General features: G+C 61.0%; 24 protein-coding genes. 13 read left to right on the forward strand and 11 right to left on the reverse strand.

The genetic code is table 11. The features are described from left to right. Positions 1–11: 11 nt before the first annotated feature. The 5 genes from BLU71_RS18445 to BLU71_RS18465 all read right to left on the reverse strand — a co-directional run bounded on the left by BLU71_RS18445 (position 12) and on the right by BLU71_RS18465 (position 2683). On the reverse strand, positions 12–590 hold the full coding sequence (locus BLU71_RS18445; protein WP_065615611.1) for a hypothetical protein: 579 nt from the start codon (positions 588–590) through the stop codon (positions 12–14). A gap of 69 nt (positions 591–659) precedes the next feature. Further along, positions 660–890, reverse strand: a complete 231-nt coding sequence (locus tag BLU71_RS18450; protein WP_083353639.1) for a hypothetical protein — start codon at positions 888–890, stop codon at positions 660–662. Between the two features lie 113 nt (positions 891–1003). After that, positions 1004–1594, reverse strand: coding sequence for an LON peptidase substrate-binding domain-containing protein (locus BLU71_RS18455; protein WP_042610593.1), 591 nt, complete (start codon positions 1592–1594; stop codon positions 1004–1006). 10 nt (positions 1595–1604) lie between these two features. Further along, the gene (locus tag BLU71_RS18460) at positions 1605–2321 is read right to left on the reverse strand and encodes an LrgB family protein (RefSeq protein ID WP_083353640.1); all 717 of its coding nucleotides are present in this window, start codon (positions 2319–2321) and stop codon (positions 1605–1607) included. Then, the gene (locus BLU71_RS18465; RefSeq protein ID WP_016773012.1) at positions 2321–2683 is read right to left on the reverse strand and encodes a CidA/LrgA family protein; all 363 of its coding nucleotides are present in this window, start codon (positions 2681–2683) and stop codon (positions 2321–2323) included. Before BLU71_RS18465 ends, BLU71_RS18460 begins: the two co-directional genes overlap by 1 nt. Before the next feature lie 193 nt (positions 2684–2876). Between BLU71_RS18465 and BLU71_RS18470 the strand changes: the two genes are divergently transcribed. The 3 genes from BLU71_RS18470 to BLU71_RS18480 all read left to right on the forward strand — a co-directional run bounded on the left by BLU71_RS18470 (position 2877) and on the right by BLU71_RS18480 (position 5831). Continuing rightward, entirely contained in the window at positions 2877–3332 is a 456-nt protein-coding gene (locus BLU71_RS18470) for a MaoC family dehydratase (RefSeq protein WP_016773011.1), read from the forward strand. Positions 3333–3434: 102 nt separating this feature from the next. Then, positions 3435–5162 carry a C13 family peptidase gene (locus tag BLU71_RS18475; protein ID WP_083353641.1) on the forward strand — a complete coding sequence of 576 codons (1728 nt, stop codon included), beginning with the start codon at positions 3435–3437 and terminating at the stop codon, positions 5160–5162. A gap of 27 nt (positions 5163–5189) precedes the next feature. Then, positions 5190–5831 (forward strand): oxidoreductase, encoded by a 642-nt coding sequence (locus BLU71_RS18480; RefSeq protein ID WP_042610595.1) that lies wholly within the window; start codon positions 5190–5192, stop codon positions 5829–5831. Between the two features lie 100 nt (positions 5832–5931). Here the strand turns inward: BLU71_RS18480 and BLU71_RS18485 are convergent, their stop codons facing one another. The 4 genes from BLU71_RS18485 to BLU71_RS18500 all read right to left on the reverse strand — a co-directional run bounded on the left by BLU71_RS18485 (position 5932) and on the right by BLU71_RS18500 (position 10382). Beyond that, positions 5932–6216 carry a YceK/YidQ family lipoprotein gene (locus BLU71_RS18485; RefSeq protein WP_064364047.1) on the reverse strand — a complete coding sequence of 95 codons (285 nt, stop codon included), beginning with the start codon at positions 6214–6216 and terminating at the stop codon, positions 5932–5934. Next, positions 6209–6856: a flavin prenyltransferase UbiX gene (ubiX, locus tag BLU71_RS18490; RefSeq protein ID WP_024014462.1), complete on the reverse strand. Its 648-nt coding sequence runs from the start codon at positions 6854–6856 to the stop codon at positions 6209–6211. The genes BLU71_RS18485 and ubiX overlap by 8 nt, the downstream gene beginning before the upstream one ends. Further along, entirely contained in the window at positions 6853–8202 is a 1350-nt protein-coding gene (gene mpl / locus BLU71_RS18495; protein ID WP_083353642.1) for a UDP-N-acetylmuramate:L-alanyl-gamma-D-glutamyl-meso-diaminopimelate ligase, read from the reverse strand. The genes ubiX and mpl overlap by 4 nt, the downstream gene beginning before the upstream one ends. Before the next feature lie 266 nt (positions 8203–8468). Further along, positions 8469–10382, reverse strand: coding sequence for a sigma-54-dependent Fis family transcriptional regulator (locus BLU71_RS18500; RefSeq protein ID WP_083353643.1), 1914 nt, complete (start codon positions 10380–10382; stop codon positions 8469–8471). A 302-nt stretch (positions 10383–10684) separates the two neighbouring features. On the opposite strand from BLU71_RS18500, the gene BLU71_RS18505 reads away from it, so the two are divergent. The 10 genes from BLU71_RS18505 to BLU71_RS27370 all read left to right on the forward strand — a co-directional run bounded on the left by BLU71_RS18505 (position 10685) and on the right by BLU71_RS27370 (position 20745). Then, positions 10685–12205 carry an aldehyde dehydrogenase family protein gene (locus BLU71_RS18505; RefSeq protein WP_024014465.1) on the forward strand — a complete coding sequence of 507 codons (1521 nt, stop codon included), beginning with the start codon at positions 10685–10687 and terminating at the stop codon, positions 12203–12205. 192 nt (positions 12206–12397) lie between these two features. Further along, a complete protein-coding gene (gene eat, locus BLU71_RS18510; RefSeq protein ID WP_042610599.1) occupies positions 12398–13849 on the forward strand; it encodes an ethanolamine permease in 1452 nt (483 codons plus the stop codon). A 52-nt stretch (positions 13850–13901) separates the two neighbouring features. After that, positions 13902–15296, forward strand: a complete 1395-nt coding sequence (locus BLU71_RS18515) for an ethanolamine ammonia-lyase subunit EutB (RefSeq protein WP_083353644.1) — start codon at positions 13902–13904, stop codon at positions 15294–15296. Between the two features lie 5 nt (positions 15297–15301). Then, positions 15302–16126, forward strand: a complete 825-nt coding sequence (gene eutC, locus BLU71_RS18520; RefSeq protein WP_083353645.1) for an ethanolamine ammonia-lyase subunit EutC — start codon at positions 15302–15304, stop codon at positions 16124–16126. Positions 16127–16241: 115 nt separating this feature from the next. Then, on the forward strand, positions 16242–16703 hold the full coding sequence (locus BLU71_RS18525; protein ID WP_042610602.1) for a GNAT family N-acetyltransferase: 462 nt from the start codon (positions 16242–16244) through the stop codon (positions 16701–16703). 259 nt (positions 16704–16962) lie between these two features. Beyond that, entirely contained in the window at positions 16963–17613 is a 651-nt protein-coding gene (locus BLU71_RS18530; RefSeq protein WP_016773001.1) for a DedA family protein, read from the forward strand. A gap of 4 nt (positions 17614–17617) precedes the next feature. After that, on the forward strand, positions 17618–18430 hold the full coding sequence (locus BLU71_RS18535; RefSeq protein WP_083353646.1) for a zinc-dependent peptidase: 813 nt from the start codon (positions 17618–17620) through the stop codon (positions 18428–18430). A 112-nt stretch (positions 18431–18542) separates the two neighbouring features. Beyond that, the gene (gene ppa, locus BLU71_RS18540; protein ID WP_003205933.1) at positions 18543–19070 is read left to right on the forward strand and encodes an inorganic diphosphatase; all 528 of its coding nucleotides are present in this window, start codon (positions 18543–18545) and stop codon (positions 19068–19070) included. 320 nt (positions 19071–19390) lie between these two features. Continuing rightward, entirely contained in the window at positions 19391–20137 is a 747-nt protein-coding gene (locus tag BLU71_RS18545) for a S24 family peptidase (protein WP_042610604.1), read from the forward strand. A 437-nt stretch (positions 20138–20574) separates the two neighbouring features. Next, complete coding sequence (locus BLU71_RS27370; RefSeq protein WP_156889239.1) at positions 20575–20745, forward strand: hypothetical protein; 171 nt, start codon at positions 20575–20577, stop codon at positions 20743–20745. 62 nt (positions 20746–20807) lie between these two features. Here BLU71_RS27370 and BLU71_RS18550 read toward each other — a convergent pair whose 3' ends face one another. Both BLU71_RS18550 and BLU71_RS18555 read right to left on the reverse strand, forming a co-directional pair. Then, positions 20808–21620, reverse strand: coding sequence for a YfaP family protein (locus BLU71_RS18550; RefSeq protein WP_065615602.1), 813 nt, complete (start codon positions 21618–21620; stop codon positions 20808–20810). A 3-nt stretch (positions 21621–21623) separates the two neighbouring features. Continuing rightward, positions 21624–23243, reverse strand: a complete 1620-nt coding sequence (locus BLU71_RS18555) for a DUF2300 domain-containing protein (RefSeq protein ID WP_083353647.1) — start codon at positions 23241–23243, stop codon at positions 21624–21626. Between the last annotated feature and the right edge of the window lies 1 nt (position 23244).

A 23244-nucleotide genomic window follows, 5' to 3' on the forward strand; every position in this document is an offset into this window, starting at 1 on the left:
CGCCTTTTTTATCAAGTAACCGCTGAACGCTCGTCGATGACCTTGATCACAAATATCGCAGGTTTGTTATTGAAGGCGTTATGCCCAGTGCTGTTGGGATCGACCGCGAGGAATGTGCTCATTCCGCTGCTTATATGACGATACAAGGGCCTGTCATGAGGCTCGCCGATCAGCTCGAGCCAGGCAGGGCCGGATTTGAAATGACTGAAGCTGGCCTTTGAAACACCGGTAGTGCTGATTGAAAAGTACTGCTCTGGGGCACTGGTGCTGGCCAACAGATTATGAGTCTTGTCCTCCAGGAATAACCGCGCGCCATCGAACATTCCCGCCAGTACCACACTGATGAGATATTCGTCCCCTTTGGGGACAAATTTCAGCAACAGTGGTGTGTCGTCTTCATGGTCGGCCAGGGTTATGAAACTGGACACGCGTGAATCTGCGAGTCCTACTTCGGCCTCCAGTTTCTCGGCTCTGGTTATCCGCAGGTTGCGCAGAGCCTGTTGCAGACGTTGTTGATTGAGCACTACCGGCCGACCATCAAGATAAAGATGCGCGGTGAATGTCTGGTTGTTTATGTTTGCTAAAGCCATGGTTGCCCACCTGTAAACACCTGCCGTCTGGTAACCGCAACGGCAGGCAATGCTGAAAAAGGGAAATGATCAGACCGCCGTCGCAGTCACGACGGTAGTTGCTGATGCAGACATCCGCGGCACTTCGCCGACAGGAACTTTTTCAGATTTTCTTTTACGGCGGGCTATCACCATCAGGTCCGCATAAGTTGATGCCGCGTCAACCACGTGCCTGACGTTATGATCCGTCTCGGCATGTTTCAAAATATACTTGCCGGAAATATCATCCCAAAATGCCCATTCATCTTCATATACAGTCATGATTCGTCCTTATTTTTATTCAAATATCCCGCTTCCTGCGGGTCACCTGAAATTATGATAAAGACCGAACCAATACAATGCTGGCAGGCGCCCTGAGTTGATTCAGAGTGCAACTAGGCAAACAATTCACCCTGCAATTCATCCAGCAATGCCTGGATTGCGTCGAGCCGCTGCTGCGGGTCGTCGAGTTGCAGCAGATCGATTTTGTCTTCTTCGGCGAAAGGCAACAGATAGGCAAGCTGATTGGCCAGTGACTGTTGGCCCGCGGCTTCGGTGCCCATGTCCAGCGCTTCGACCATGGGGTGCTCGGCCAGCGCCTTGAGCAGCGCCACCAGATCGGCGTCCTCCTCCTGCAGCGGTTGCTCGGGCTCGTCGTCGAGCCACTCGACATCGGCGAGAATCAATTGATCACGCTGCACTTCGGTGCGCAGCACATTGAAGCGTCGCCCACCCTGCACGCGGATGCCGAGCAGACCGTTGTCCTGCTGCTGGAAATCGGTGATCCGCGCCTCGCATCCCACCAGCGCGAAACCCTCCGGCGCCACGCCGACTTCACTGCCTTCAAGAATGCACACCACCCCGAAGCCGACGCCCTGCTTCATGCAGCGGCCGATCATGTCGAGGTAGCGTGCCTCGAAGATCTGCAGATCGAGATTGCAGCCGGGGAACAGCACCGTGTTCAGCGGGAAAAGCGGCAGACTCATAGACATTTCCTTACACCACCATCGACACCGCCAACGGCAGGAACACCGCCGTGGCCACGCCCATCAGACTCATCGCCAGCGCGGCAAACGCGCCGCACTCATCATTTTCCTGCATCGCCACCGCCGTGCCGACCGCGTGGGCGGTCATGCCCAGCGCCATGCCGCGCGCCTCGGGGCTGTGCACGCCAAGCCGGGTCAACAGCGCGGGGCCGAAGATCGCGCCGATCACCCCGGTGATCAGCACGAACACCGCGGCCAGCGCGGCCACACCGCCGATCTGCTCGGCGACCAGCATGGCGATCGGCGAAGTCACCGATTTAGGCGCCATGGTCATCAGGATCATCTGATCGGCACCGAACCACCAGCCCAGCGCCACGCCCATGCCTGTCGCCACTACCCCGCCTATCACCAGCGTAGTAAAAATCGGCCAGAACAATTGGCGGATCCGGCGCAGATTCAGGTACAGCGGCACCGCCAGTGCGACGGTTGCCGGCCCCAGCAGAATGCTGAGGATTTCGGTGCTCTTGCGGTACTCGGCGTAGGTCAGGCCGCAGCCGACCAGCACACCGATCACCAACAACATGGATACCAGCACCGGTTGCAGAAAGATCCAGCGGGTTTTCTCGAACGCCGCCAGCACCAGTTGATAGGCACCGAGGGTAATGCCGATGCCGAACAGCGGATGGTGAATCACCGAGGCCCACGCGCCTTGCCAGTCGAACAGCATCAGGACTCCTCCGCCGGCGGCGCGTGACGCTTGACCAAACGTTGCATGAGCACGCCGGCAAAGGCCATCGACAGGATCAGCGAGACCACCAGCGCGCCGACGATCGCCCAGAAATCGGCGGCAATCGCCGTGGCATACACCATCACGCCTACTGCCGGCGGCACCAGCAGCAACGGTAGATAACGCAGCAGACTGCCCGCCGCCTGGTTCAGCGGCTCGCCGACTTCACCGCGAATGATCAGGAACACCAGCAACAGCAGCAGCCCGATGATCGGCCCCGGCAATATCGGCAGCAACAAGTGATTGAGCGCTGTGCCGAGCAATTGAAACAGCACCAGCAGGGTCAGGCCACGTAACAACATCTGACATCTCCGTCTTGTATTTCACCCAGCAGGGGCCCGGCATTATAAGCATGCCGGCGCTATGGACCGGCATTCGCCAAAAGCATGGTCGGTTGACCTGAGCAAATCGCCATGATGATCTACAGTGGTTCGCAGGCCGGTCAAATCCGCCACCAGAAAAACTATAAAACCGATGAACCCAAGGAGAGTCTCAATGCCCTATGTTCCCGTTGCAGAGCTCAAAGATTATGTCGGCAAGGAACTTGGACGTTCCGAATGGCTCACCATCGATCAGGAGCGCATCAACCTGTTCGCCGAAGCCACCGGTGATTTTCAGTTCATTCACGTCGACCCGGTCAAAGCCGCGCAAACGCCATTCGGCAGCACGATAGCCCACGGTTTCCTGTCGCTGTCGCTGATGCCGAAACTGATGGAAGACATCCTCGTGCTGCCCGAAGGCGTGAAGATGGTCGTCAACTATGGCCTGGACAGCGTGCGGTTCATCCAGCCGGTCAAGGTCAATTCGAAAGTCCGATTGAAGGTCGACATGGTCGAAGTCACCGAGAAAAAACCCGGCCAGTGGCTGCTCAAGGCTACCGCGACACTGGAGATAGAGGGCTCGGACAAACCGGCCTATATCGCCGAGCCGCTGTCACTCTGCTTCGTCTGATCATCCCGGATGCGAAGCAGCGCACGCTGTTTCGCGTCACGTCTCTATATATGCGATGCATAGCTGCGGCATACTCGGTCGCCTAATTGCCCGGATCCCGCTATGCGCTCAATCGCTCGACTTGCACCCCTTGCCCTGACCCTGATGCTCACCGCTTGCGGCGACGGCGAATCGCTGTTGCCGCCGGATGCGCGCCTGCCCGATGGCGGACGCTATCGCGGCGAACTGGTCGACGGCTTGCTGCAGGGTCAGGGCCGCGTCGACTACCCAAACGGCAGCTGGTACGCCGGGCAGTTCGACAAGGGCCAGTGGCACGGGCAAGGCGAATGGCACGGCAGCAATGGCGAGGTCTATCGCGGCCAGTTCCAGCAAGGTCTGTTTGACGGCCAGGGCAGCCTGAGCACCCATGCCAGCAGCTACACCGGCGGTTTCAAGCAGGGCCGGCGCGATGGCGAGGGTACGCTGAAAGAAAACGGCATGACCTATCGCGGCGAATTCAAGGCTGACCAGTATTCCGGCCTCGGCCGTCTGGAGATGGACGACGGCAGCGCCTATCAAGGCCAGTTCGCCCACGGCAAACCCAACGGTGAAGGCCAGCGCGGCGACGCCAGCGGCAATGCGTTCACGGGGCATTTCGTCAACGGTCAACTGGAAGGCAATGGCACTTACACCAGCGCCGACGGCGATATCTACGTTGGCGGTTTCAAGAACAATCAACTGCACGGCAAGGGCCGCTACGAGAATGCCGACGGCGACGTCTGGCTCGGCCAGTTCAAGGAAGGCGCGCTGAGCGGCAAGGGTGAATTGATCGGCGCTGACGGCAGCCATTACATCGGTGTGTTCAACGACTGGCGATTCACCGGCCAGGGCCGTTTGAACCTGTCCGACGGCAGCTTCTACGTCGGCAGCTTCGACAACGACAGCTACTCCGGCCGCGGCACGCTGGTGCTGACCGATGGCAGCGTGCTCAGTGGCACCTGGATCAACGGCCAGCGTGTGCGAGACGCCGACGGCAAATTGCTGCCCGACACCCTCGAGCTCGGTTTGCTCGCCCAGGGTCGTCTGCTCGACGAGGCGCTGTCGGCAATCCCGGCCTCGACCCCGGCGGTCGAGTTGTACACCCTGACCCTCGGTGGCGATGGCAAGCAAAGCGTGTTTCTGCGCGAATCCGACTACGTCGCCAACATGCTCAACACGCGCTTCGGCGCCTTCGGCCAGATCCGTCTGGTCAATCACCGCGACCACCTCGGTGACCGGCCGATGGCCACCCGCGAGAACCTGCGCCGCGCCGCGCAAACCCTCGCCGAACGCAGCGGGCCGGAAGATCTGCTGTTCATTTATCTGACCAGCCACGGCACCGCCGAGCATGAACTGGTGCTCGATCAGCCGCGCATGGAACTGGCCGACCTGCCCGCCGATGAACTCGCCGCGGTGCTCGCGCCGCTCAAGCATCGCGACAAGGTCATCGTGATTTCCTCGTGCTATTCCGGCGGTTTCATCCCGGCATTGAAGGACGAACGTACGCTGATCATGACCGCCTCGCGTGCAGATCGGGTGTCGTTCGGCTGTTCGGAAGAAGCCAATTTCACTTACTTTGGCGACGCCCTGTTTGCTCAGGCGCTGAACCAGACCGACGATCTGGAACAAGCTTTCAAACTGGCCAAGGCCACTGTCGCCGAACGCGAACTGGCCGACGGTTTCGAAGCCTCGGAGCCGCAGATCTGGGCACCGAAGACCGTGCTGTCGCACTGGCAATTGCTGCGTAAACAGCAAGCGCGCAAAGCTTTGCAAAGCAGCGCATTGAACGACGCGGCGACAAAAGGCAACTAAGCTGAACAGTATCAAGGGAGAGACACTATGTACTTGACGCCTCAGCACGTATTGCTTGCCGGAGCCACCGGACTGACCGGTGAACATCTGCTCGACCGTTTGCTCAACGAGCCAACGATTACCCGTGTCCTCGCCCCATCACGCCGGCCGCTGGCCGAGCATCCGCATCTGGAAAACCCGGTCGGCGACCCGCAGACGTTTCTGCCGCAGCTCAGTGGCCGGGTCGATATCGCTTATTGCTGCCTCGGCACCACGATCAAGCAGGCCGGCTCCGAAGAAGCCTTTCGCGCAGTGGATCTGGACATGGTCGTGGCGTTTGCCAAACGCGCGCGGGAGATGGGCGCGCGGCACCTGATCGTGATCAGCGCGATTGGCGCCGATCCGAATTCCTCGGTGTTCTACAACCGCGTCAAAGGCGAGATGGAACAGGCCCTGCGCGCGCAGAACTGGCCGCAACTGACCATCTGCCGACCTTCGCTGTTGCTGGGCGAGCGCATTGAACCGCGTCTGGCCGAGCAACTGGCCGGGCCGTTATCGAAGCTGATTCCAGGGAAATACCACGGCATCGAAGCCTGCCAATTGGCACGGGCGATGTGGCGCCTGGCGCTGGAAGAACAGGATGGGGTGCGGGTGATCGAATCGGATGAGCTGCGCAAGTTAGGCAAATAACTCTGGGACTTTCAGAACCAAAAGATCGCAGCCTTCGGCAGCTCCTACAGAAGACCCCATTCCCCTGTAGGAGCTGCCGAAGGCTGCGATCTTTTGACCTTTACAACCCGCCAGTCGCCTGGAATCCCACGCCGATCACAGTCAGCAAAGACAGCGGCAACAACAGCGTGTCGAGCAACGCGCTGGCCGGCAGGTCCACGCCCGGGTAACTCGGCGCCTCGGCACCAAACCGATCCATCGCACAGCAGCCGCCATTCAACGCATACAAATCCAGCCGCGTCCCGGCATACACCACCGGCGCGCCGGGTTTCGCCGCATCCAGCGTGCGCGCGGTGGCACACCCGGTCAGCAGCACCGCCAGCACGAGCACCGGCAGCTTATTCATCGCTGCTCAGATGATGCTCACCCCAACGCGGCAACATGTCCTGCGGGATGCCGAGCAGATTGAGAATCCGCGCCACGACGAAGTCGATCAAATCATCGATGGTCTGCGGCTGGTGATAGAAGCCCGGCGACGCCGGCAAAATGGTCACGCCCAGGTTCGACAGCTTGAGCATGTGCTCCAGATGAATGCTCGAGTACGGCGCCTCCCGCGGCACCAGAATCAACTGGCGACGCTCTTTCAGCGTGACGTCGGCCGCGCGTTCGATGAGGTTGTTGCAGGCACCGGTCGCAATTGCCGACAGCGTCCCGGTCGAGCACGGCACCACCACCATTGCCGCCGGCGCACCGGAGCCGGAGGCCACCGGGGACATCCAGTCTTCCTTGCCATACACCCGAATCTGCCCGGCGGCGGCACCGGTGTACTCGGTGAGAAAGGCCTGCATCATCTGTGGTTTGTTCGGCAGGGACACGTCGGTCTCGGTGGCCATCACCAGTTGCGCAGCCTTGGAAATCAGGAAGTGCACTTCGCGATCTTCGCGTACCAGACAATCAAGCAGGCGCAAACCGTACTGCGCGCCCGAGGCGCCGGTCATCGCCAGGGTGATGCGTTCCGGGCCGCCGGCCTGGGAAAAAGTGTTCATTGCAGCGCCTCGGCGAGTTTGCCGTGCAGCCCGCCGAAGCCACCGTTGCTCATGATCACCACGTGGGTGCCGGGCTGCGCCTGGCTCTTCACGCGCTCGATGATGCCTTCCAGCGAATCGCTGACGATCGACGGCACCGTGCACAACGCAGCGGTTGCAGCCAAGTCCCAGCCAAGGTTGGCCGGGGCGTACCAGATCACCTGATCGGCATCGACCACGCTGTCCGGCAAGCCGTCACGGTGGGCGCCGAGTTTCATCGAATTGGAGCGCGGCTCGATGATCGCAATCAGTGGCGCGTCGCCGATGCGTTTACGTAGGCCATCAAGCGTGGTGGCGATGGCGGTCGGGTGGTGAGCGAAATCGTCGTAAATGGTGATGCCGCGCACCTCAGCGACTTTCTCCATACGGCGTTTGACGTTCTTGAACGCGCTCAACCCGGCAATGCCCATCGATGGCACCACACCGACATGCCGCGCCGCAGCCAGAGCAGCCAAGGCATTGGCGACGTTGTGCTGACCGGTCAATTCCCACTCGACGGTGCCTTGCGACACACCTTCGAACATCACTTCGAATGCCGAGCCGTCTTCGCTGAGCAACTTGACCTGCCACAGACCGCCGGCACCGGTGGTTTGCACCGGGGTCCAGCAACCCATTTCAATCACGCGCTGCAAGGCCGGCTCGGTGGTCGGGTGGATCACCAGGCCTTCGCTCGGGATGGTGCGAACCAAGTGGTGGAACTGTCGTTCGATCGCCGGCAGATCGGGGAAGATGTCGGCGTGATCGAACTCAAGGTTGTTGAGGATCGCGGTGCGCGGGCGGTAGTGGACGAATTTCGAGCGCTTGTCGAAGAAGGCGCTGTCGTATTCGTCAGCCTCGATCACAAAGAATGGGGTGCCGCCCAGGCGCGCCGACACAGAGAAATTCTGCGGCACGCCGCCGATGAGGAAACCCGGGCTCATGCCGGCGTATTCCAGCACCCAGGCGAGCATGCTGCTGGTGGTGGTCTTGCCGTGGGTACCGGCAACGGCCAGTACCCAGCGCCCTTGCAGGACATGATCGGCCAGCCATTGCGGGCCGGAGACGTACGGCAGGCCTTTGTTCAGCACATATTCCACCGCCGGGTTGCCACGGGACATGGCATTGCCGATCACCACCAGATCCGGCGCCGGATCGAGCTGCGCCGGGTCATAACCCTGCGTCAGCTGAATGCCCTGGGCCTCGAGCTGCGTGCTCATCGGCGGATAGACGTTGGCGTCGGAGCCGGTCACGTGATGGCCCAGCTCTTTGGCCAACACCGCCATCGAGCCCATGAAAGTCCCGCAGATACCCAGAATATGAATGTGCATAGTCGACCTCGTAAAACATGGCCGCAGGTTAGCGTAGGGAGGGGGAAATGGCACTCTTTAGCTGAAGGATGAAGACGGGTTGGCGGCTACATCTGCGCACGGCTTCAGACCGCAGCCCCTCACCCCAGCCCTCTCCCCAGGGAGAGGGAGCCGATCTCGGTCGCCTTCAAATCCTGAGTTCGGCTCGATATTTCAGGTCGGCGTAAATCGCCAAAACACCTCGGTCAGTCCCCTCTCCCTCTGGGAGAGGGTTAGGGTGAGGGCTTTCAGCTGACACGCCGCTCAATTCCGTGTTTACGCAGTTTTCTATAAAGGGTGTTGCGGCTTACGCCCAGTTGCTGCGCTGTATGGGTCATGTGCCACCGGGTCTGCTCCAGCACACTGAGCAATGCGAGGCGCTCGGCATCTTCCAGTGGCTGTGCGGCAGTGTCGGCCGCCACAACCGCCGGCCGCGCCTGGCGAATCATCACCGGTAAATCCTCAACCCCGACCCGCCCGCCATCACACAACGCCGCCAGCGTGCGCAGGACATTGCGCAGTTGCCGCACGTTCCCCGGCCAGTTGAACGCCAGCAACGCCTGCCGCGCCGGTTCTTCGATCAGGATCGTTTCGCCTACAGCCTCCTCGGCCAATAGAAAATCCAGCAACTGCGATTTATCACTGCGTTCACGCAATGCTGGCAACGCCACTTCCAGCCCGTTCAAGCGGTAATACAGATCCTCGCGAAAACTGCCATCCTCGACCCGCTCCAGCAGATTGCGGTGCGTCGCGCTGATGATCCGCACGTTCACCGCTTGCGGTTCGCCGCCAATCGGCACCACTTGCCGATCCTCCAGCACACGCAGCAAGCGCGTCTGCAAGGCCAGTGGCATGTCGCCGATTTCATCGAGAAACAACGTGCCGCCATCGGCCTGTTGCAGTTTGCCGCGCATGCCGTCCTTGCGCGCGCCAGTGAAGCTGCCCCCGCGATAGCCGAACAGTTCGCTCTCGATCAGGCTTTCCGGAATGGCTGCACAATTGAGTGCGACGAAGGCATTGCCGCAGCGCTGGCTGGCCTGATGCACTGCCTTGGCGAACGCCTCTTTGCCCGAACCGGTTTCGCCGTTGATCAACAGCGGCACGTCGCGCTCGAACACGCGCAGGGCTTTGCGGAACTCGGCCTGCAAAGCTTCGTCGCCGAGGCAAATGCCGGACAGGCGTGGCGCCGGCGCAGGGATGGGCGTTGGGACAATCGCTGTCGGCTTGCGCGATTCGCCGCGCAACACGGCAAACAAATGCCGCCCATCACAGGTACGCAGCGGCCAACTGGCGCTGGCATTGGCGCTCGCACGGCCAAGCAATTCGTCCAGCGAGCAATCGAAAAACGCTTCCACCGGTTGCCCGAGCAGACCACCGCGACCATGTCCGAGCAGGTTCAGCGCGCTCTGGTTGACCGCGCTGATCCGCCCTTCGCCGTCGAACGCCAATAGTCCTTCGCTGAACAAGCCGACGGACTCGGCCTGCAGGTGAAAACGCAGCAACCACTGATTGTCGAAACAGCGCAGGAAGTAGCAGCTCTCGATCATCTTCGCCGACAGATTGACCAGCGCCATGGTATGGAACTGGCTTTGCCGCGAGACGTCCGGCCGCGCCGAGGAGACGTCGAGTACCGCCAGCAGCTCGCCATGCGGATCGAACACCGGGCTCGCCGAGCAGGTCAGCCCGGTGTGGCGGCCGCGAAAGTGTTCGTCCTGGTGAATGGTCAGCGCCTGACGCTCGACCAGGCAGGTGCCGATGCCGTTGGTGCCTTCGCAGGCTTCGCTCCAGTCGGCGCCAAGCCAGAGCCCGGCGCGCTCGAAAATCTTGCGTTCGGCAGGCGCGGTGACGCAATTGAGGATCACCCCACGCGCGTCAGTCAGCAGCACCGCGTGACCGGCCCCGGAGAGCTGTTGATGCAAGCTGCTCATTTCGGTACCGGCGATCTGCAACACTTGCTGCAGACGTTCGCGACTTTCCAGCACCCGGCCATGCTCGAGCACGGTCGGGGCCATGGTCACAGAAGGATCGAGGTGATAGTCCTCAAGACAGCGCAGCCACGAACGGGCGATCGACGGATCGGCTCCGGGGCCGTGCAGGTGCGGTTTGCCCTGGATGACGGTGAGAACCTGGCGGGCATGGCGACTCAAATGGTTGTCGTGCATTTCTTATTGTTCTCCCCGAGGCGCGACGGCCCAAAGCATGAGGTGACGCTCAGCATCCTCCAGCCACCGACGCATTGCAATGCTGGCAAGACCGCTCGGTCACGGGCTGTGCCGCAAGTGGTACAAATTGTCACCCGCGCTGTACCGAAACCGTCACAGCGCCCCTCCATTCGTCCGAGACAAACCGGCCAAGCCCTTGATTTGCCTGACCCGCACGGCAGTGGCCCGGCCCTTGCTCTACGCTTATAGCAAGCGCACTTGCGCGTTTCTCTAATAAGTACAAGGCCAAGGAGAACATCATCATGCGTTACGCCCACCCCGGTACTGACGGCGCCAAAGTCTCGTTCAAGAGCAAGTACGGTAACTACATCGGCGGCGAGTTCGTCGCGCCAGTCAAAGGTCAGTACTTCACCAATACCTCGCCAGTCAATGGCCAGCCCATCGCCGAATTCCCCCGCTCCACCGCCGAAGACATCGACAAGGCGCTGGACGCTGCACATGCCGCCGCCGATGCGTGGGGCGCCACTTCCGTGCAGGCGCGCTCGCTGATCCTGCTGAAAATCGCCGACCGTATCGAAGAAAACCTCGAACTGCTGGCGATCACCGAAACCTGGGACAACGGCAAAGCCATCCGCGAAACCCTCAACGCCGATATCCCGCTGGCTGCTGACCACTTCCGCTACTTCGCCGGGTGCTTGCGCGCTCAGGAAGGCAGCGCTGCGGAAATCGACGGCAACACCGTGGCCTATCACATCCATGAACCGCTGGGCGTGGTCGGCCAGATCATCCCGTGGAACTTCCCGCTGCTGATGGCCGCGTGGAAACTCGCGCCAGCACTGGCCGCCGGTAACTGCGTGGTGCTCAAACCTGCCGAGCAAACCCCGCTGGGCATCTGCGTGCTGATGGAACTGATCGGCGACCTGCTGCCGCCGGGCGTGCTCAACGTCGTGCAAGGCTTCGGCAAAGAAGCCGGCGAAGCCTTGGCGACCAGCAAGCGCATCGCCAAGATCGCCTTCACCGGTTCGACCCCGGTCGGCTCGCACATCATGAAATGCGCGGCGGAAAACATCATTCCGTCCACCGTGGAGCTGGGCGGCAAGTCGCCGAACATCTTCTTCGAAGACATCATGCAGGCCGAGCCGAGCTTCATCGAAAAAGCCGCCGAAGGTCTGGTACTGGCGTTCTTCAACCAGGGCGAAGTGTGCACCTGCCCTTCCCGCGCGCTGGTGCAGGAATCGATCTATGACGAATTCATGCAGGCCGTGATGAAGAAAGTCAGCCAGATCAAACGTGGCGACCCGCTCGACACCGACACCATGGTCGGGGCGCAAGCGTCGGAGCAGCAATTCGACAAGATCCTCTCGTACCTGGAAATCGCCAAGGGCGAAGGCGCGGAGTTGCTGACCGGCGGCAAGGTGGAAAAACTCGAGGGCAGCCTGGCGACCGGTTATTACATCCAGCCGACTCTGCTCAAGGGCACCAACAAGATGCGCGTGTTCCAGGAAGAAATCTTCGGCCCGGTGGTGAGCATCACCACCTTCAAGGACGAAGCCGAAGCCCTGGCGATCGCCAACGACACCGAGTTCGGCCTCGGTGCCGGCCTGTGGACCCGCGACATCAACCGCGCCTACCGCATGGGCCGGGCGATCAAGGCCGGTCGCGTGTGGACCAACTGCTACCACCTGTACCCGGCGCATGCCGCGTTCGGCGGTTACAAGAAGTCCGGCGTCGGGCGTGAGACCCACAAGATGATGCTCGACCATTACCAGCAGACCAAAAACCTGCTGGTGAGCTACGACATCAATCCGTTGGGGTTCTTCTGATTCAGACGGGGTGAGGCAGTTGTTCCTGCTTCGCCCTCTGGATTGTCTTCGCGAGCAGGCTCGCTCCCACAGGTGATTTATGGTCGTACGCAATCCCCTGTGGGAGCGAGCCTGCTCGCGAAAGCGTTGTGCCATTCAACCCAATGGCTTGGCTGTAGCCGGGCCTATAAAACAATAAGAAAGGTGAACCCTATGCCAAGCGAATCCCCGGCCGGCGCTCCGGCGACCGGCTCCTCCGTCGACTTCGAAAAAGTCGGCTCCGACTATTTCCAACAACGCGAACTGAAAAAAGGCGCCGCCGGCTGGGTCCTGCTCGTCGGCCTCGGCGTCGCCTATGTGATTTCCGGCGACTACGCCGGCTGGAACTTCGGCCTTGCCCAGGGTGGCTGGGGCGGCATGTTTCTCGCCACACTGCTGATGGCGACCATGTACCTGTGCATGTGCTTTTCCCTGGCCGAACTGTCCTCGATGATTCCTACTGCCGGCGGCGGCTACGGTTTCGCCCGCAGTGCGTTCGGGCCATGGGGCGGATTTCTCACCGGCACGGCGATCCTTATCGAATACGCCATCGCCCCCGCCGCCATCGCGGTGTTTATCGGTGCCTACTGCGAGTCGCTGTTCGGCATTGGCGGCTGGATGATCTATCTGGCGTTCTACATCATCTTCATCGCCATCCATATTTTCGGGGTCGGTGAAGCGCTCAAACTGATGTTCATCATCACCGCTGTCGCCGCGTTGGCGCTGGGGGTGTTTCTGGTGGCGATGGTGCCGCACTTCGATGTCGCCAATCTGCTCGACATCCCGGTGACCACTGCGGTCGGCGCCAGTCCGTTTCTGCCCTTCGGTTATGTCGGCGTGTGGGCGGCGATTCCCTATGCAATCTGGTTTTTTCTCGCCGTCGAAGGCGTGCCGCTGGCCGCCGAAGAAACCAAAAATCCCAAGCGCGACCTGCCGCGTGGCCTGATCGGGGCAATGCTGGTGCTGCTGATGTTTGCCCTGCTGATTCTGATCGTCGGCCCTGGCGGCGCTGGTGCCAACTCGTTGCTGACCTCCGGCAACCCGCTGGTCGAGGCGCTGAGTAAAGCCTACGGCGGCTCGACCTGGATGGGCAGCTTCGTCAATCTTGTCGGTCTGGCCGGGCTGATCGCCAGTTTCTTCTCGATCATCTACGCCTACTCGCGGCAGATCTTCGCGCTGTCGCGGGCCGGTTACCTGCCGCGCAAACTGTCGCAGACCAACAAGAGCAAAGCGCCGGTGCTGGCGCTGGTGATTCCCGGCATCATCGGCTTTGGTCTGTCGCTGACCGGTCAGGGCGACCTGCTGATTCTGGTCGCGGTGTTCGGCGCTACCATTTCCTATGTGCTGATGATGGCCGCGCACATTACCCTGCGCATCCGTCGCCCCAAAATGGACCGACCGTACCGTACGCCGGGCGGCATTTTCACCTCGGGTGTCGCGCTGGTGCTGGCCTGCCTCGCCGTGGTGGCGGGGTTCCTCGTCGATCCACGGGTGGTGATCGGCGCGGCGATCATCTATGGAGTGTTAATTGCTTACTTTGCTTTCTACAGTCGGCATCACTTGGTAGCAGGCACGCCGGAAGAAGAATTCGCGGCGATTCAAAAAGCTGAACAAGCCTTGCACTGATTGTCGAAAACCACGGCGCAGAGCTGTTCTGCGCCGTCACGGAGAACGCTGAATGGCCAGTTTTGCTCACACGGTCGGCGCGCAGACTTACCGCTTCGACAGCCTCAAAGACGTCATGGCGAAGGCCAGCCCCGCCCGCTCGGGGGATTTCCTTGCCGAGATCGCCGCGCTCAACGACGGCGAACGGGTGGCCGCGCAAATGGCCCTGGCGGACATCCCGCTCCCGCACTTTCTGCAGGAAGCGCTGATTCCCTACGAAGCCGATGAAGTCACCCGGCTGATAATCGACACCCACGACGCACAGGCCTTCGCCGTGGTCAGCCACCTCACCGTCGGCGGCTTTCGCGACTGGCTGCTCAGCGATGCCGCTGACGAAACCAGCCTGCGCGCCCTCGCCCCCGGCCTGACCCCGGAGATGGTCGCCGCCGTGTCGAAAATCATGCGCGTGCAGGACTTGGTGCTGGTGGCGCAGAAAATCCGTGTGGTGACAAAATTTCGCGGCACCCTCGGTTTGCGCGGGCGCTTGTCGACCCGCCTGCAACCCAACCACCCGACTGACGAGCCGTCCGGTATCGCCGCGAGCATTCTCGACGGTCTGCTCTACGGCAACGGCGATGCGATGATCGGCGTCAACCCGGCCACCGACAGCATCGCTTCGATCTGCGCGATGCTGGAGATGCTCGACGCGATCATCCAGCGCTACGACATCCCGACCCAGGCCTGCGTACTGACCCACGTCACCACCTCGATCGAGGCGATCAATCGTGGCGTGCCATTGGATCTGGTGTTTCAGTCGATTGCCGGCACCGAAGCCGCCAATGCCAGTTTCGGCATCAACCTGAACGTCTTGCAGGAAGGCTACGACGCCGGCCTGAGCCTCAAGCGCGGCACCCTCGGACAGAACCTGATGTATTTCGAAACCGGCCAGGGCAGCGCGCTGTCGGCCAATGCCCATCACGGTGTCGACCAACAGACGTGCGAGACGAGAGCCTACGCCGTGGCGCGACATTTCAAGCCGTTCCTGGTGAACACCGTCGTAGGATTTATCGGCCCGGAATATCTGTACAACGGCAAGCAGATCATCCGCGCCGGCCTCGAAGATCATTTCTGCGGCAAGTTGCTCGGCGTGCCGATGGGCTGCGACATCTGCTACACCAACCATGCCGAAGCCGATCAGGACGACATGGACACCCTGCTGACGTTGCTCGGCGTCGCCGGGATCAACTTCATCATGGGCATCCCCGGCTCCGACGACATCATGCTCAATTACCAGACCACTTCCTTTCACGACGCCTTGTACGCCCGCCAGACCCTGGGCCTCAAACCGGCGCCGGAGTTCGAGCAATGGCTGGCGAACATGGGCATCTTCACCCAGGCGGACGGCAAGGTTCGCTTCGGCGACAACCTGCCGCCAGCCTTCCGCCAGGCCTTGGCGCACTTGGGATGAGTCTTATGGAAAAACCACCGGTCGATCCGCAAAATCCCTGGCTGGAACTGCGTCGCCTGACCCCGGCGCGGATTGCCTTGGGCCGCACCGGCACCAGCCTGCCGACGCGGGCGCAGCTGGATTTTCAGTTTGCCCACGCACAGGCCCGTGATGCCGTGCATCTGGCCTTCGACCATGCCGAGATCAGCAGCCAGCTAAGCGAGCGCGGGCGGGAAACCCTGCTGCTGCACAGCGCCGCGCCCGATCGTGACAGCTACCTGCAGCGCCCGGATCTGGGACGCAAACTCAACGATGAATCGGCGCAAGCCTTACGCGATTACGCCAGCGCTCACCCGGGCGGCGTCGATCTGGTGATAGTCGTCGCGGATGGCCTGTCGGCGCTGGCGGTGCATCGGCACACGCTTCCATTTCTCACGCGGCTGGAAGAACAGATGAGCGGCGACGGCGGGTCCGTGGCCCCCGTGGTGCTGGTCGAACAGGGTCGCGTCGCCATCGGAGACGAAATCGGCCAGTTGCTCGGGGCGAAAATGCTGGTGATGCTGATCGGCGAGCGCCCGGGCCTGAGTTCGCCGGACAGCCTTGGGCTGTATTTCACCTACGCGCCGAAGGTCGGTCTGACCGACGCGTATCGCAATTGCATTTCCAATGTTCGTCTTGAAGGCTTGAGCTACGGCATGGCGGCGCATCGCTTGCTGTATCTGATGCGCGAAGCCTGCCGTCGGCAGCTATCGGGAGTCAATTTGAAGGACGAAGCCCAGCTTCATACATTGGAGACGGATGACACTGTCGACATGAAAGGTAATTTCCTGCTCGATCCGCCGCCAGCCTGAACCGTTTCCGCATTGCCATTCTGCGCTGCTTTCAGGCAGGATCGACGCACGGCCGCGCGGGTTTCCCATCGCCGTCAGAGCAGTTGAAGACAGCCACTTGAAGACGAGACCTATCATGCGGATTATTCAAGCGACCCTCGAACATCTGGATTTGCTGACTCCTTTGTTCGTCAAATATCGCGAGTTCTACGGCTCCCTGCCTTACCCGGATTCCTCCCGGGCGTTTCTCGAAAAACGCCTGCGCCGCAAAGAGTCGGTGATCTATCTGGCCCTGGCCGACGATGACGACAGGAAACTCATGGGTTTCTGCCAGCTCTATCCGAGCTTCTCGTCGCTGTCGCTCAAACGCGTGTGGATTCTCAACGATATCTACGTCGCTGAAGACGCGCGCCGGCAACTGGTGGCCGACAACCTGATCCGCACCGCGAAGAAAATGGCCAAGGAAACCCAGGCCGTGCGCATGCGCGTCTCGACCAGCGCAGACAACGAAGTGGCGCAGAAAACCTACGAATCCATCGGCTTCAAGGAAGACACCGAGTTCAAGAACTACGTGCTGCCGATCAGCGACGAGCTCTGACCCCAAAAAATCGCAGCCTTCGGCAGCTCCTGCAGCGCAACGCGTTCCAATTGCAGGAGCTGCCGAAGGCTACGATCTTTAGCGGGCTGACAATTGTTCACACCACGACATTCCCCGCTACAAAACCGGCACGCTTTTCAGCGGTCAGACCGTATAATCCCGATCTTTCCGGCTTGTAAGAAAAACTACACCCCGCTGTAGGCTTACACGAAGTCATCCGCACAGGCCTGCCGAGTCGGGCCGTCATACAGGTGCCCCCATGGATTTCAACCCGCTCGACCTTATCCTGCATCTCGATGTGTACCTCGATTTGCTGGTGAACAACTATGGGCCATGGATCTACGCCATCCTGTTTCTGGTGATTTTCTGTGAAACCGGGTTGGTGGTGATGCCGTTCCTGCCGGGCGACTCGCTGCTGTTCATCGCCGGCGCGGTAGCGGCCGGCGGCGGCATGGATCCGGTGTTGCTTGGCGGCCTGCTGATGCTGGCGGCGATCATGGGCGACAGCACCAACTATGTGATCGGACGCACGGCTGGGGAGAAGTTGTTCAGCAACCCGAACTCGAAAATCTTCCGCCGCGATTACCTGCAAAAGACCCACGATTTCTACGACAAGCACGGCGGCAAGACCGTGACCATGGCGCGCTTCCTGCCGATCATCCGCACCTTCGCGCCGTTCGTGGCCGGTGTGGCGCGGATGCCGTACCCGCGGTTCTTCGGCTTCAGCGTGCTCGGCACCATCCTCTGGGTCGGCGGTCTGGTCACGCTCGGTTACTTCTTCGGCAACGTGCCGTTCATCAAGAAAAACCTCTCGCTGCTGGTGGTGGCCATCATCCTGCTGTCGCTGGTGCCGATGATCATCGGCGTGGTGCGCAGCCGTTTCGGCGGCACCAAAGTGCAATCACACTGATCCGATGTGGTCACTGAGCGCCTGGCGTCGCCGGCGCATCCTCGCCAGGCACCCGATTGCCGACGACCTGTGGCAACGGGTGCGCCATCAGCTCTCCTTTCTCGACGGCATCAGCGCTGCTGAGGACCAGTGGTTGCGCGAAGCCTGCGTGCTGTTTCTCGACGACAAACGCCTGACCGCCCTGCCCGGTGTCGAACTGCATCAGGAGCAACGCCTGCTGCTCGCCGCGCAAGCACAGGTGCCGCTGCTGCATCTCGGTGACCTGAACTGGTATCAGGGGTTTCACGAGATCGTGCTGTACCCGGACGACTTTCTCAGCCCGCAACGCCATCGCGATGCCAGCGGCGTCGAGCATGAGTGGGACGGCGAACACAGCGGTGAAGCCTGGCAGCAGGGGCCGGTGATTCTCGCCTGGCCCGGCGTACAGGCCAGCGGTGGCTGGGAAGGCTACAACCTGGTGATCCACGAACTGGCGCACAAGCTCGATATGCTCAACGGCGACGCCAACGGCCTGCCGCCGTTGCATGCCGATATGCGCGTCAGCGACTGGGCCGCGGTGATGCAGGCCGCTTACGACGACCTCAACCGCCAGCTCGACCACGATCCCGACGCCGAAACCGCCATCGATCCCTATGCCGCCGAGAACCCGGCGGAGTTCTTCGCCGTCACCAGCGAATACTTCTTCAGCGCCCCGGATCTGCTCCACGAGGCTTATCCACAGGTCTACTTGCAGCTGCAGCTTTTCTACCGGCAGGATCCGTTGGGCAGACTGCGGCAACTTCAGGCCACAGACCCGGTCTATCAGGCGCACGACTAAGCTCTGCACGACTTCTGGTACGTGGCGTCGGCGTAGGAATGTGCCTATAATCGCCGCCACTTTTTGGTCAATCCGGCCAAGTGTTTTTGGTCAACTACGGGGGCAACGCCCAATGAGCTACAGCAAGATTCCGGCTGGCAAAGACCTGCCGAACGACATCTACGTCGCGATCGAGATCCCGGCCAACCACGCGCCGATCAAGTACGAAATCGACAAAGACAGCGATTGCCTGTTCGTTGACCGTTTCATGGCCACCCCAATGTTCTACCCGGCCAACTACGGTTACATCCCGAACACCCTGGCTGACGACGGTGACCCCCTCGACGTGCTGGTCGTGACTCCTTACCCGGTAGCGCCAGGCTCGGTCATCCGCGCCCGTCCGGTCGGCATCCTGAACATGACCGACGACGGCGGCGGCGATGCCAAAGTCATCGCAGTGCCACACGACAAGCTGTCGCAGCTGTACGTCGACGTGAAGGAATATACCGACCTGCCACCCCTGCTGATCCAGCAGATCGAGCACTTCTTCGCGAACTACAAGGATCTCGAGAAAGGCAAGTGGGTCAAGATCGAAGGCTGGGCCGGCGCAGACGCCGCCCGCGAAGCGATCACCAAGTCGGTTGCCGCCTACAAGGGCTAAGCCATTGCGCTTTGCGTGAAGCTTGAAAAAAACCCCGGACTTCCGGGGTTTTTTGTTATCGGCGTCTGCATAATCGACTCGGTTCTTCAAGTCGATGTAACTCGAAATACGCTCTGGTCGGCCCCCTCTCCCTCCGGGAGAGGGCTGGGGTGAGGGGCTCTTGAAAAAGCCCGATTAAACAAACCGTTTAAATTCCTACATGCAGTTTTAATCTGTTTAATTTCCCACAAGCGCGTCTTACATCCCGTCGCAAAATACAGGCTTTTTTTGAACGCCCGGTTTATTCAAACCGCTCTAGTCCGGCCGTAGACTCCGTGTTTATGAGAAAGAACACTAGCGGTCCACGATTCAAGGCACTCCTGGAAGCAGCGAACATCAGCACCACGGATTTCGCAAGGTTCTGGGGCACGGAAGCCCAAAACGTTCATAACTGGTACACCCGGGGTGTCCCGGCGTATCGCATGGAAGAAGTCTCACGCCTGTTGTCGGTCAATAGTGAATGGCTGAAAACCGGGGAAGGCGTCAAGGAGGTCCCACGCCTGCACCCGCCCGCCAGCAATGGCGACACGTTCGATGCCCAGTCGATCTGCGGCGTCTACACCGTCATCAATCCCAGCGACATCGACCTGGCGTTTTTCAAGGAAACTCCGATCGCCAATGGCGACGGCAAAACCCACGTCATCCTAGACCCCGACCAATCCCTGCGCCTGCCCCGCGCCCACCTCGATCAACTCGACATCCAGCACGCCAACGCCATCTGCGCGCACATGATCGGCAACAGCATGGCCGAACGCATCGAAGACGGCTCCATTGTCGCCATCGACCGCGGCCTGACCCAGGTCGTCGACGGCGAAATCTACGCCATCGAACACGACGGCATGCTGCGCATCAAATACCTGCACCGCATGCCCGGCAACGGCCTGCGCATGCGCAGCCACAACAGCGCCGAATACCCCGACGAGGTTTTCCGGCCGGCGCAGATCGAAGAGCAGCGGATTCACATTCTTGGCTGGGTGTTCTGGTGGTCGACACTGGGCAAGCGCAGGCCGGTGGTGCCTTTTTTGTGATGCGCGCGCCGATCTCGATTTTTACGCAGAACCTGTGGGAGCGAGCCTGCTCGCGAAGAGGGCCCTATAACCGGTACAAATCCAGGATTTGTACCGCTTCAGTCGCTCTAAACCGCACTTGAGGCTGGGAATCCCAAGCAAAACTCAGTATCCTGCGCCCCACATTCGCGCATCGACCCGCCCAGCGGCTCGGATGACGCCCGACGCAGCAGACCAACGTCTGACCAAGTCCCACAGCCGGACGCAGATCCGGATGTACGTTTTGAAGGCTGGCGCGGTTTACCAAAAATAAACCAAGCCAGTCCCCGAGAAGCCGGCCACAAGCCGGCTTTTTAATGTCTGCAGCAAATCATATCCATTACTGAAATTGCATTTCCAGCTTGTATAGCGCCCAATGCACTGGTTACCGCCCCGCCAAATATCGCAGGAAACACCAAATGCCCAAAACCTCATTCCCCATTGAGGAAGCGCTGGAGCGCGCCGCCGAACGAGGCGAGCCGCCTGCCGAAGATAAGTTGGCCGCTGAAGAAGATGACGAACTTGCCGCCATCGTTCACGAGCGCCTCGCCGCTCCTCAGCGAATGCAGGTCAGTCTGGCTGATCTGTAAGCTGTTTGAGCGCCCAGCTACAGTTGCTGAATTTGTCCAACAACTTGTTTGACAAATGCCCCTTACGGATAACTAAACGACTTCACCAACGTCAACTCCCCCGCCGTCCGCATCGGCACTACAAACGTTTCCATCTTCTCGCTCGGCGTGCCTTCTTCAGTAATCACCGTCACCTGCGCGGTCGTCAGCGCCTGCACCGCTTCATCCCCGCCCTCGTCATCCCCGCGATACCCGCCGCCGTAATAATTCACATACACCAGATACTGGCCCTTGATCGGCGCGGGCATGGCGGCGATTTCCGGGCCGTAGCCGGTGGTGACGTCGACGTCGAGGGCGGCGCCGTTGGCGGCAGTGCGATTGCCGTACCAGATGTGGGCACCATCGGGGGTGATCAGGTGCAGGTCGAGGTCGGTGCCGTCGCTGTCCCAGGCCAGCAGCACGCGCAGTTTCGCCGGGGTGGCGCCGCCGCGGGCGTTGAGGAATTGCGTGCGGTGGCGTTGCTGGCCGTCGGCGCTGCGGACTTCGACGCTGTTGCTGCCGTTGGGGAAGGAGAACGGGCGGTCGAAGCCGCCGGTCGGGTCGATTTTCAGTGGCATGCTGACGCCATTGACGATCAGGCGTCCAGGTTCGTTGTTCTTCGGCACGGCTTTGATCTGGCCGCTGATTCTGGCGGTATTGGCCTGGCCAAGCGGTGTGTTGACCGATGAGGCCGGGTAGTTGACGGTCTGGCGGAAGCTTTCGCCCTCGCCTTGCGGTGCGCCGCTGCGCCAGCCGCCGACCGGGGTGTCGAGTTTCACGCCATCGGCGGCGTAGGCCTGCGGCAGCACATTGAGGGCACAGAGCAGCAGCAAGACCTGTGGATAACGGAGTGTCATGGTCTATTCCAGCAAAAGGTGACGGGCGAGCCCTTCGATGTAGGTTTCATCCTGGCCGTTGGGGTGTGCTTCGAAGGCCAGGTGCAGATATTCGTGGGTCAGGTCGAGGCGATCCTGCAGGGTCAGCACGCCGCGCACGTAAATGCGCTGGCGCTCGCGGTCGACGAAGGGCCGGCCGAAGGCGAGTTTGCAAACGGCGAAAGTGCTGACTTCGTTGTAGCCGGTTTCGCTTTCGAGCCTAGGACGCCAGCCGCGTCGCTGCTTTTGCAGCCAGTCTTGCGCGGCGGGTAATGCTTCGCAGGAGGCGACCGGGTTATCCCAGCGGCTGAGGCTGGCGCGTGGATAGGCGTGCAGCAGAATCGCGTCATAGCGCTGGCCGGCGTTGGCCTGTTCCACGGCTTGCTGCCAGGCGAGTTTGTCCGGGCCGGGTTGCTCGGAGTGATAGGTGACGGTGCTGCCGGCCAGTACCAGATCCGCCGTCCACGCCGCGATGTTGCGTGACTCGGCAGAGGCTGGACGCGGGGCGACGCGCTGGCGATTGCTGCTGTCGTCGATGCTCAGGCAATCACCGTTGCGCGTGGCGTTTTGTAGTAGATAAGTGCGGATCGCTACGGCCAGCGCCTTGGCGGCTTCGGCAGGTTCCGGTCTGGCTTCGCGCTCAAGGACACGGGCGACATATTCTTCGCGATCAAGCCTTGCGACGAGTTTGTCATTGAGCAGAAACAGTTCGCCATCGCTCTGGATATCCAGTGCGTTGCCATTGGCAAATTCGACGCGATAGTCGCCGCGCAATGGCCCGGACGTGGCAACGCGATCCCCCGCCAGAACTTTCGAAACCGGGTATTTCGAAAACAGCCCGACTTCCACACAACGGCCTGCGTCCACCGGCCAAGCCGTCGGCAATACGCTGGCCAACGCTTGGCCGTAGTGACGCAGGACCATCTGACTGGTGCCGCGCCCACCCGCCCAGACCGGCGCACCATCGGTGGTCCAGCCAGCGAATCCGCCTTGTCGCGATTGCGCATCCTGGTCGCCGAGCCAGCTCCAGGTTTTCACCCGCAGACGCCCGCCCAACTCGCCGACGACATTGCCGTCCGCCGCGTTCAGCACGACATCGAGCAACACCCGGCGCATCTGATCCTGAGCAGGCAAAGCGGCCAGAACTTTCAGCAATTCAGCCACGTAAACCCGCTGCGCCGGTTGCACCGATGGCAAGTCGAGCAACCACGACGGCGCCTGCCGAGCCTGCCAATACTCACGCCAATCCGTCGGAGCAATGCCCAACCGTGCGGGTTCGAAATACAATCCGCAGGATTTCACCAGCGCCTGATCCCGCTCGATCCTGCCGCCCGCCGCACAGCAATAAACCTCTTCCTTCAACTGCCCGCGACATTCATACGCTGGTTCCCGCGCGCCGGTGTCCACCAGCCACGCGTAGACGAACAATTTCCACAGACTGCCCAGCGGCGCATCCAGCGACGCTGGCAACCGTTCCCGCTTGATCAGTTGCGTCTGACTCAACGACAACAACTCGCCCTTGTACGCCACGCGCAACGGCTCGTCCTGCGCCGTTGCCAGCGCAGGCATCACACACATCAGCAGCCACGGCAGCGGCCGAATCATG

Source organism: Pseudomonas moraviensis, assembly GCF_900105805.1.
GTDB lineage: Bacteria > Pseudomonadota > Gammaproteobacteria > Pseudomonadales > Pseudomonadaceae > Aquipseudomonas > Aquipseudomonas moraviensis_A.

Coding starts and splice junctions, on each gene's coding strand:
- BLU71_RS18445 (WP_065615611.1), bottom strand. CDS start 590: ATGGCTTTAGCAAACATAAACAACCAGACATTCACCGCGCATCTTTAT.
- BLU71_RS18450 (WP_083353639.1), bottom strand. CDS start 890: ATGACTGTATATGAAGATGAATGGGCATTTTGGGATGATATTTCCGGC.
- BLU71_RS18455 (WP_042610593.1), bottom strand. CDS start 1,594: ATGAGTCTGCCGCTTTTCCCGCTGAACACGGTGCTGTTCCCCGGCTGC.
- BLU71_RS18460 (WP_083353640.1), bottom strand. CDS start 2,321: ATGCTGTTCGACTGGCAAGGCGCGTGGGCCTCGGTGATTCACCATCCG.
- BLU71_RS18465 (WP_016773012.1), bottom strand. CDS start 2,683: ATGTTGTTACGTGGCCTGACCCTGCTGGTGCTGTTTCAATTGCTCGGC.
- BLU71_RS18470 (WP_016773011.1), top strand. CDS start 2,877: ATGCCCTATGTTCCCGTTGCAGAGCTCAAAGATTATGTCGGCAAGGAA.
- BLU71_RS18475 (WP_083353641.1), top strand. CDS start 3,435: ATGCGCTCAATCGCTCGACTTGCACCCCTTGCCCTGACCCTGATGCTC.
- BLU71_RS18480 (WP_042610595.1), top strand. CDS start 5,190: ATGTACTTGACGCCTCAGCACGTATTGCTTGCCGGAGCCACCGGACTG.
- BLU71_RS18485 (WP_064364047.1), bottom strand. CDS start 6,216: ATGAATAAGCTGCCGGTGCTCGTGCTGGCGGTGCTGCTGACCGGGTGT.
- ubiX (WP_024014462.1), bottom strand. CDS start 6,856: ATGAACACTTTTTCCCAGGCCGGCGGCCCGGAACGCATCACCCTGGCG.
- mpl (WP_083353642.1), bottom strand. CDS start 8,202: ATGCACATTCATATTCTGGGTATCTGCGGGACTTTCATGGGCTCGATG.
- BLU71_RS18500 (WP_083353643.1), bottom strand. CDS start 10,382: ATGCACGACAACCATTTGAGTCGCCATGCCCGCCAGGTTCTCACCGTC.
- BLU71_RS18505 (WP_024014465.1), top strand. CDS start 10,685: ATGCGTTACGCCCACCCCGGTACTGACGGCGCCAAAGTCTCGTTCAAG.
- eat (WP_042610599.1), top strand. CDS start 12,398: ATGCCAAGCGAATCCCCGGCCGGCGCTCCGGCGACCGGCTCCTCCGTC.
- BLU71_RS18515 (WP_083353644.1), top strand. CDS start 13,902: ATGGCCAGTTTTGCTCACACGGTCGGCGCGCAGACTTACCGCTTCGAC.
- eutC (WP_083353645.1), top strand. CDS start 15,302: ATGGAAAAACCACCGGTCGATCCGCAAAATCCCTGGCTGGAACTGCGT.
- BLU71_RS18525 (WP_042610602.1), top strand. CDS start 16,242: ATGCGGATTATTCAAGCGACCCTCGAACATCTGGATTTGCTGACTCCT.
- BLU71_RS18530 (WP_016773001.1), top strand. CDS start 16,963: ATGGATTTCAACCCGCTCGACCTTATCCTGCATCTCGATGTGTACCTC.
- BLU71_RS18535 (WP_083353646.1), top strand. CDS start 17,618: ATGTGGTCACTGAGCGCCTGGCGTCGCCGGCGCATCCTCGCCAGGCAC.
- ppa (WP_003205933.1), top strand. CDS start 18,543: ATGAGCTACAGCAAGATTCCGGCTGGCAAAGACCTGCCGAACGACATC.
- BLU71_RS18545 (WP_042610604.1), top strand. CDS start 19,391: ATGAGAAAGAACACTAGCGGTCCACGATTCAAGGCACTCCTGGAAGCA.
- BLU71_RS27370 (WP_156889239.1), top strand. CDS start 20,575: ATGCCCAAAACCTCATTCCCCATTGAGGAAGCGCTGGAGCGCGCCGCC.
- BLU71_RS18550 (WP_065615602.1), bottom strand. CDS start 21,620: ATGACACTCCGTTATCCACAGGTCTTGCTGCTGCTCTGTGCCCTCAAT.
- BLU71_RS18555 (WP_083353647.1), bottom strand. CDS start 23,243: ATGATTCGGCCGCTGCCGTGGCTGCTGATGTGTGTGATGCCTGCGCTG.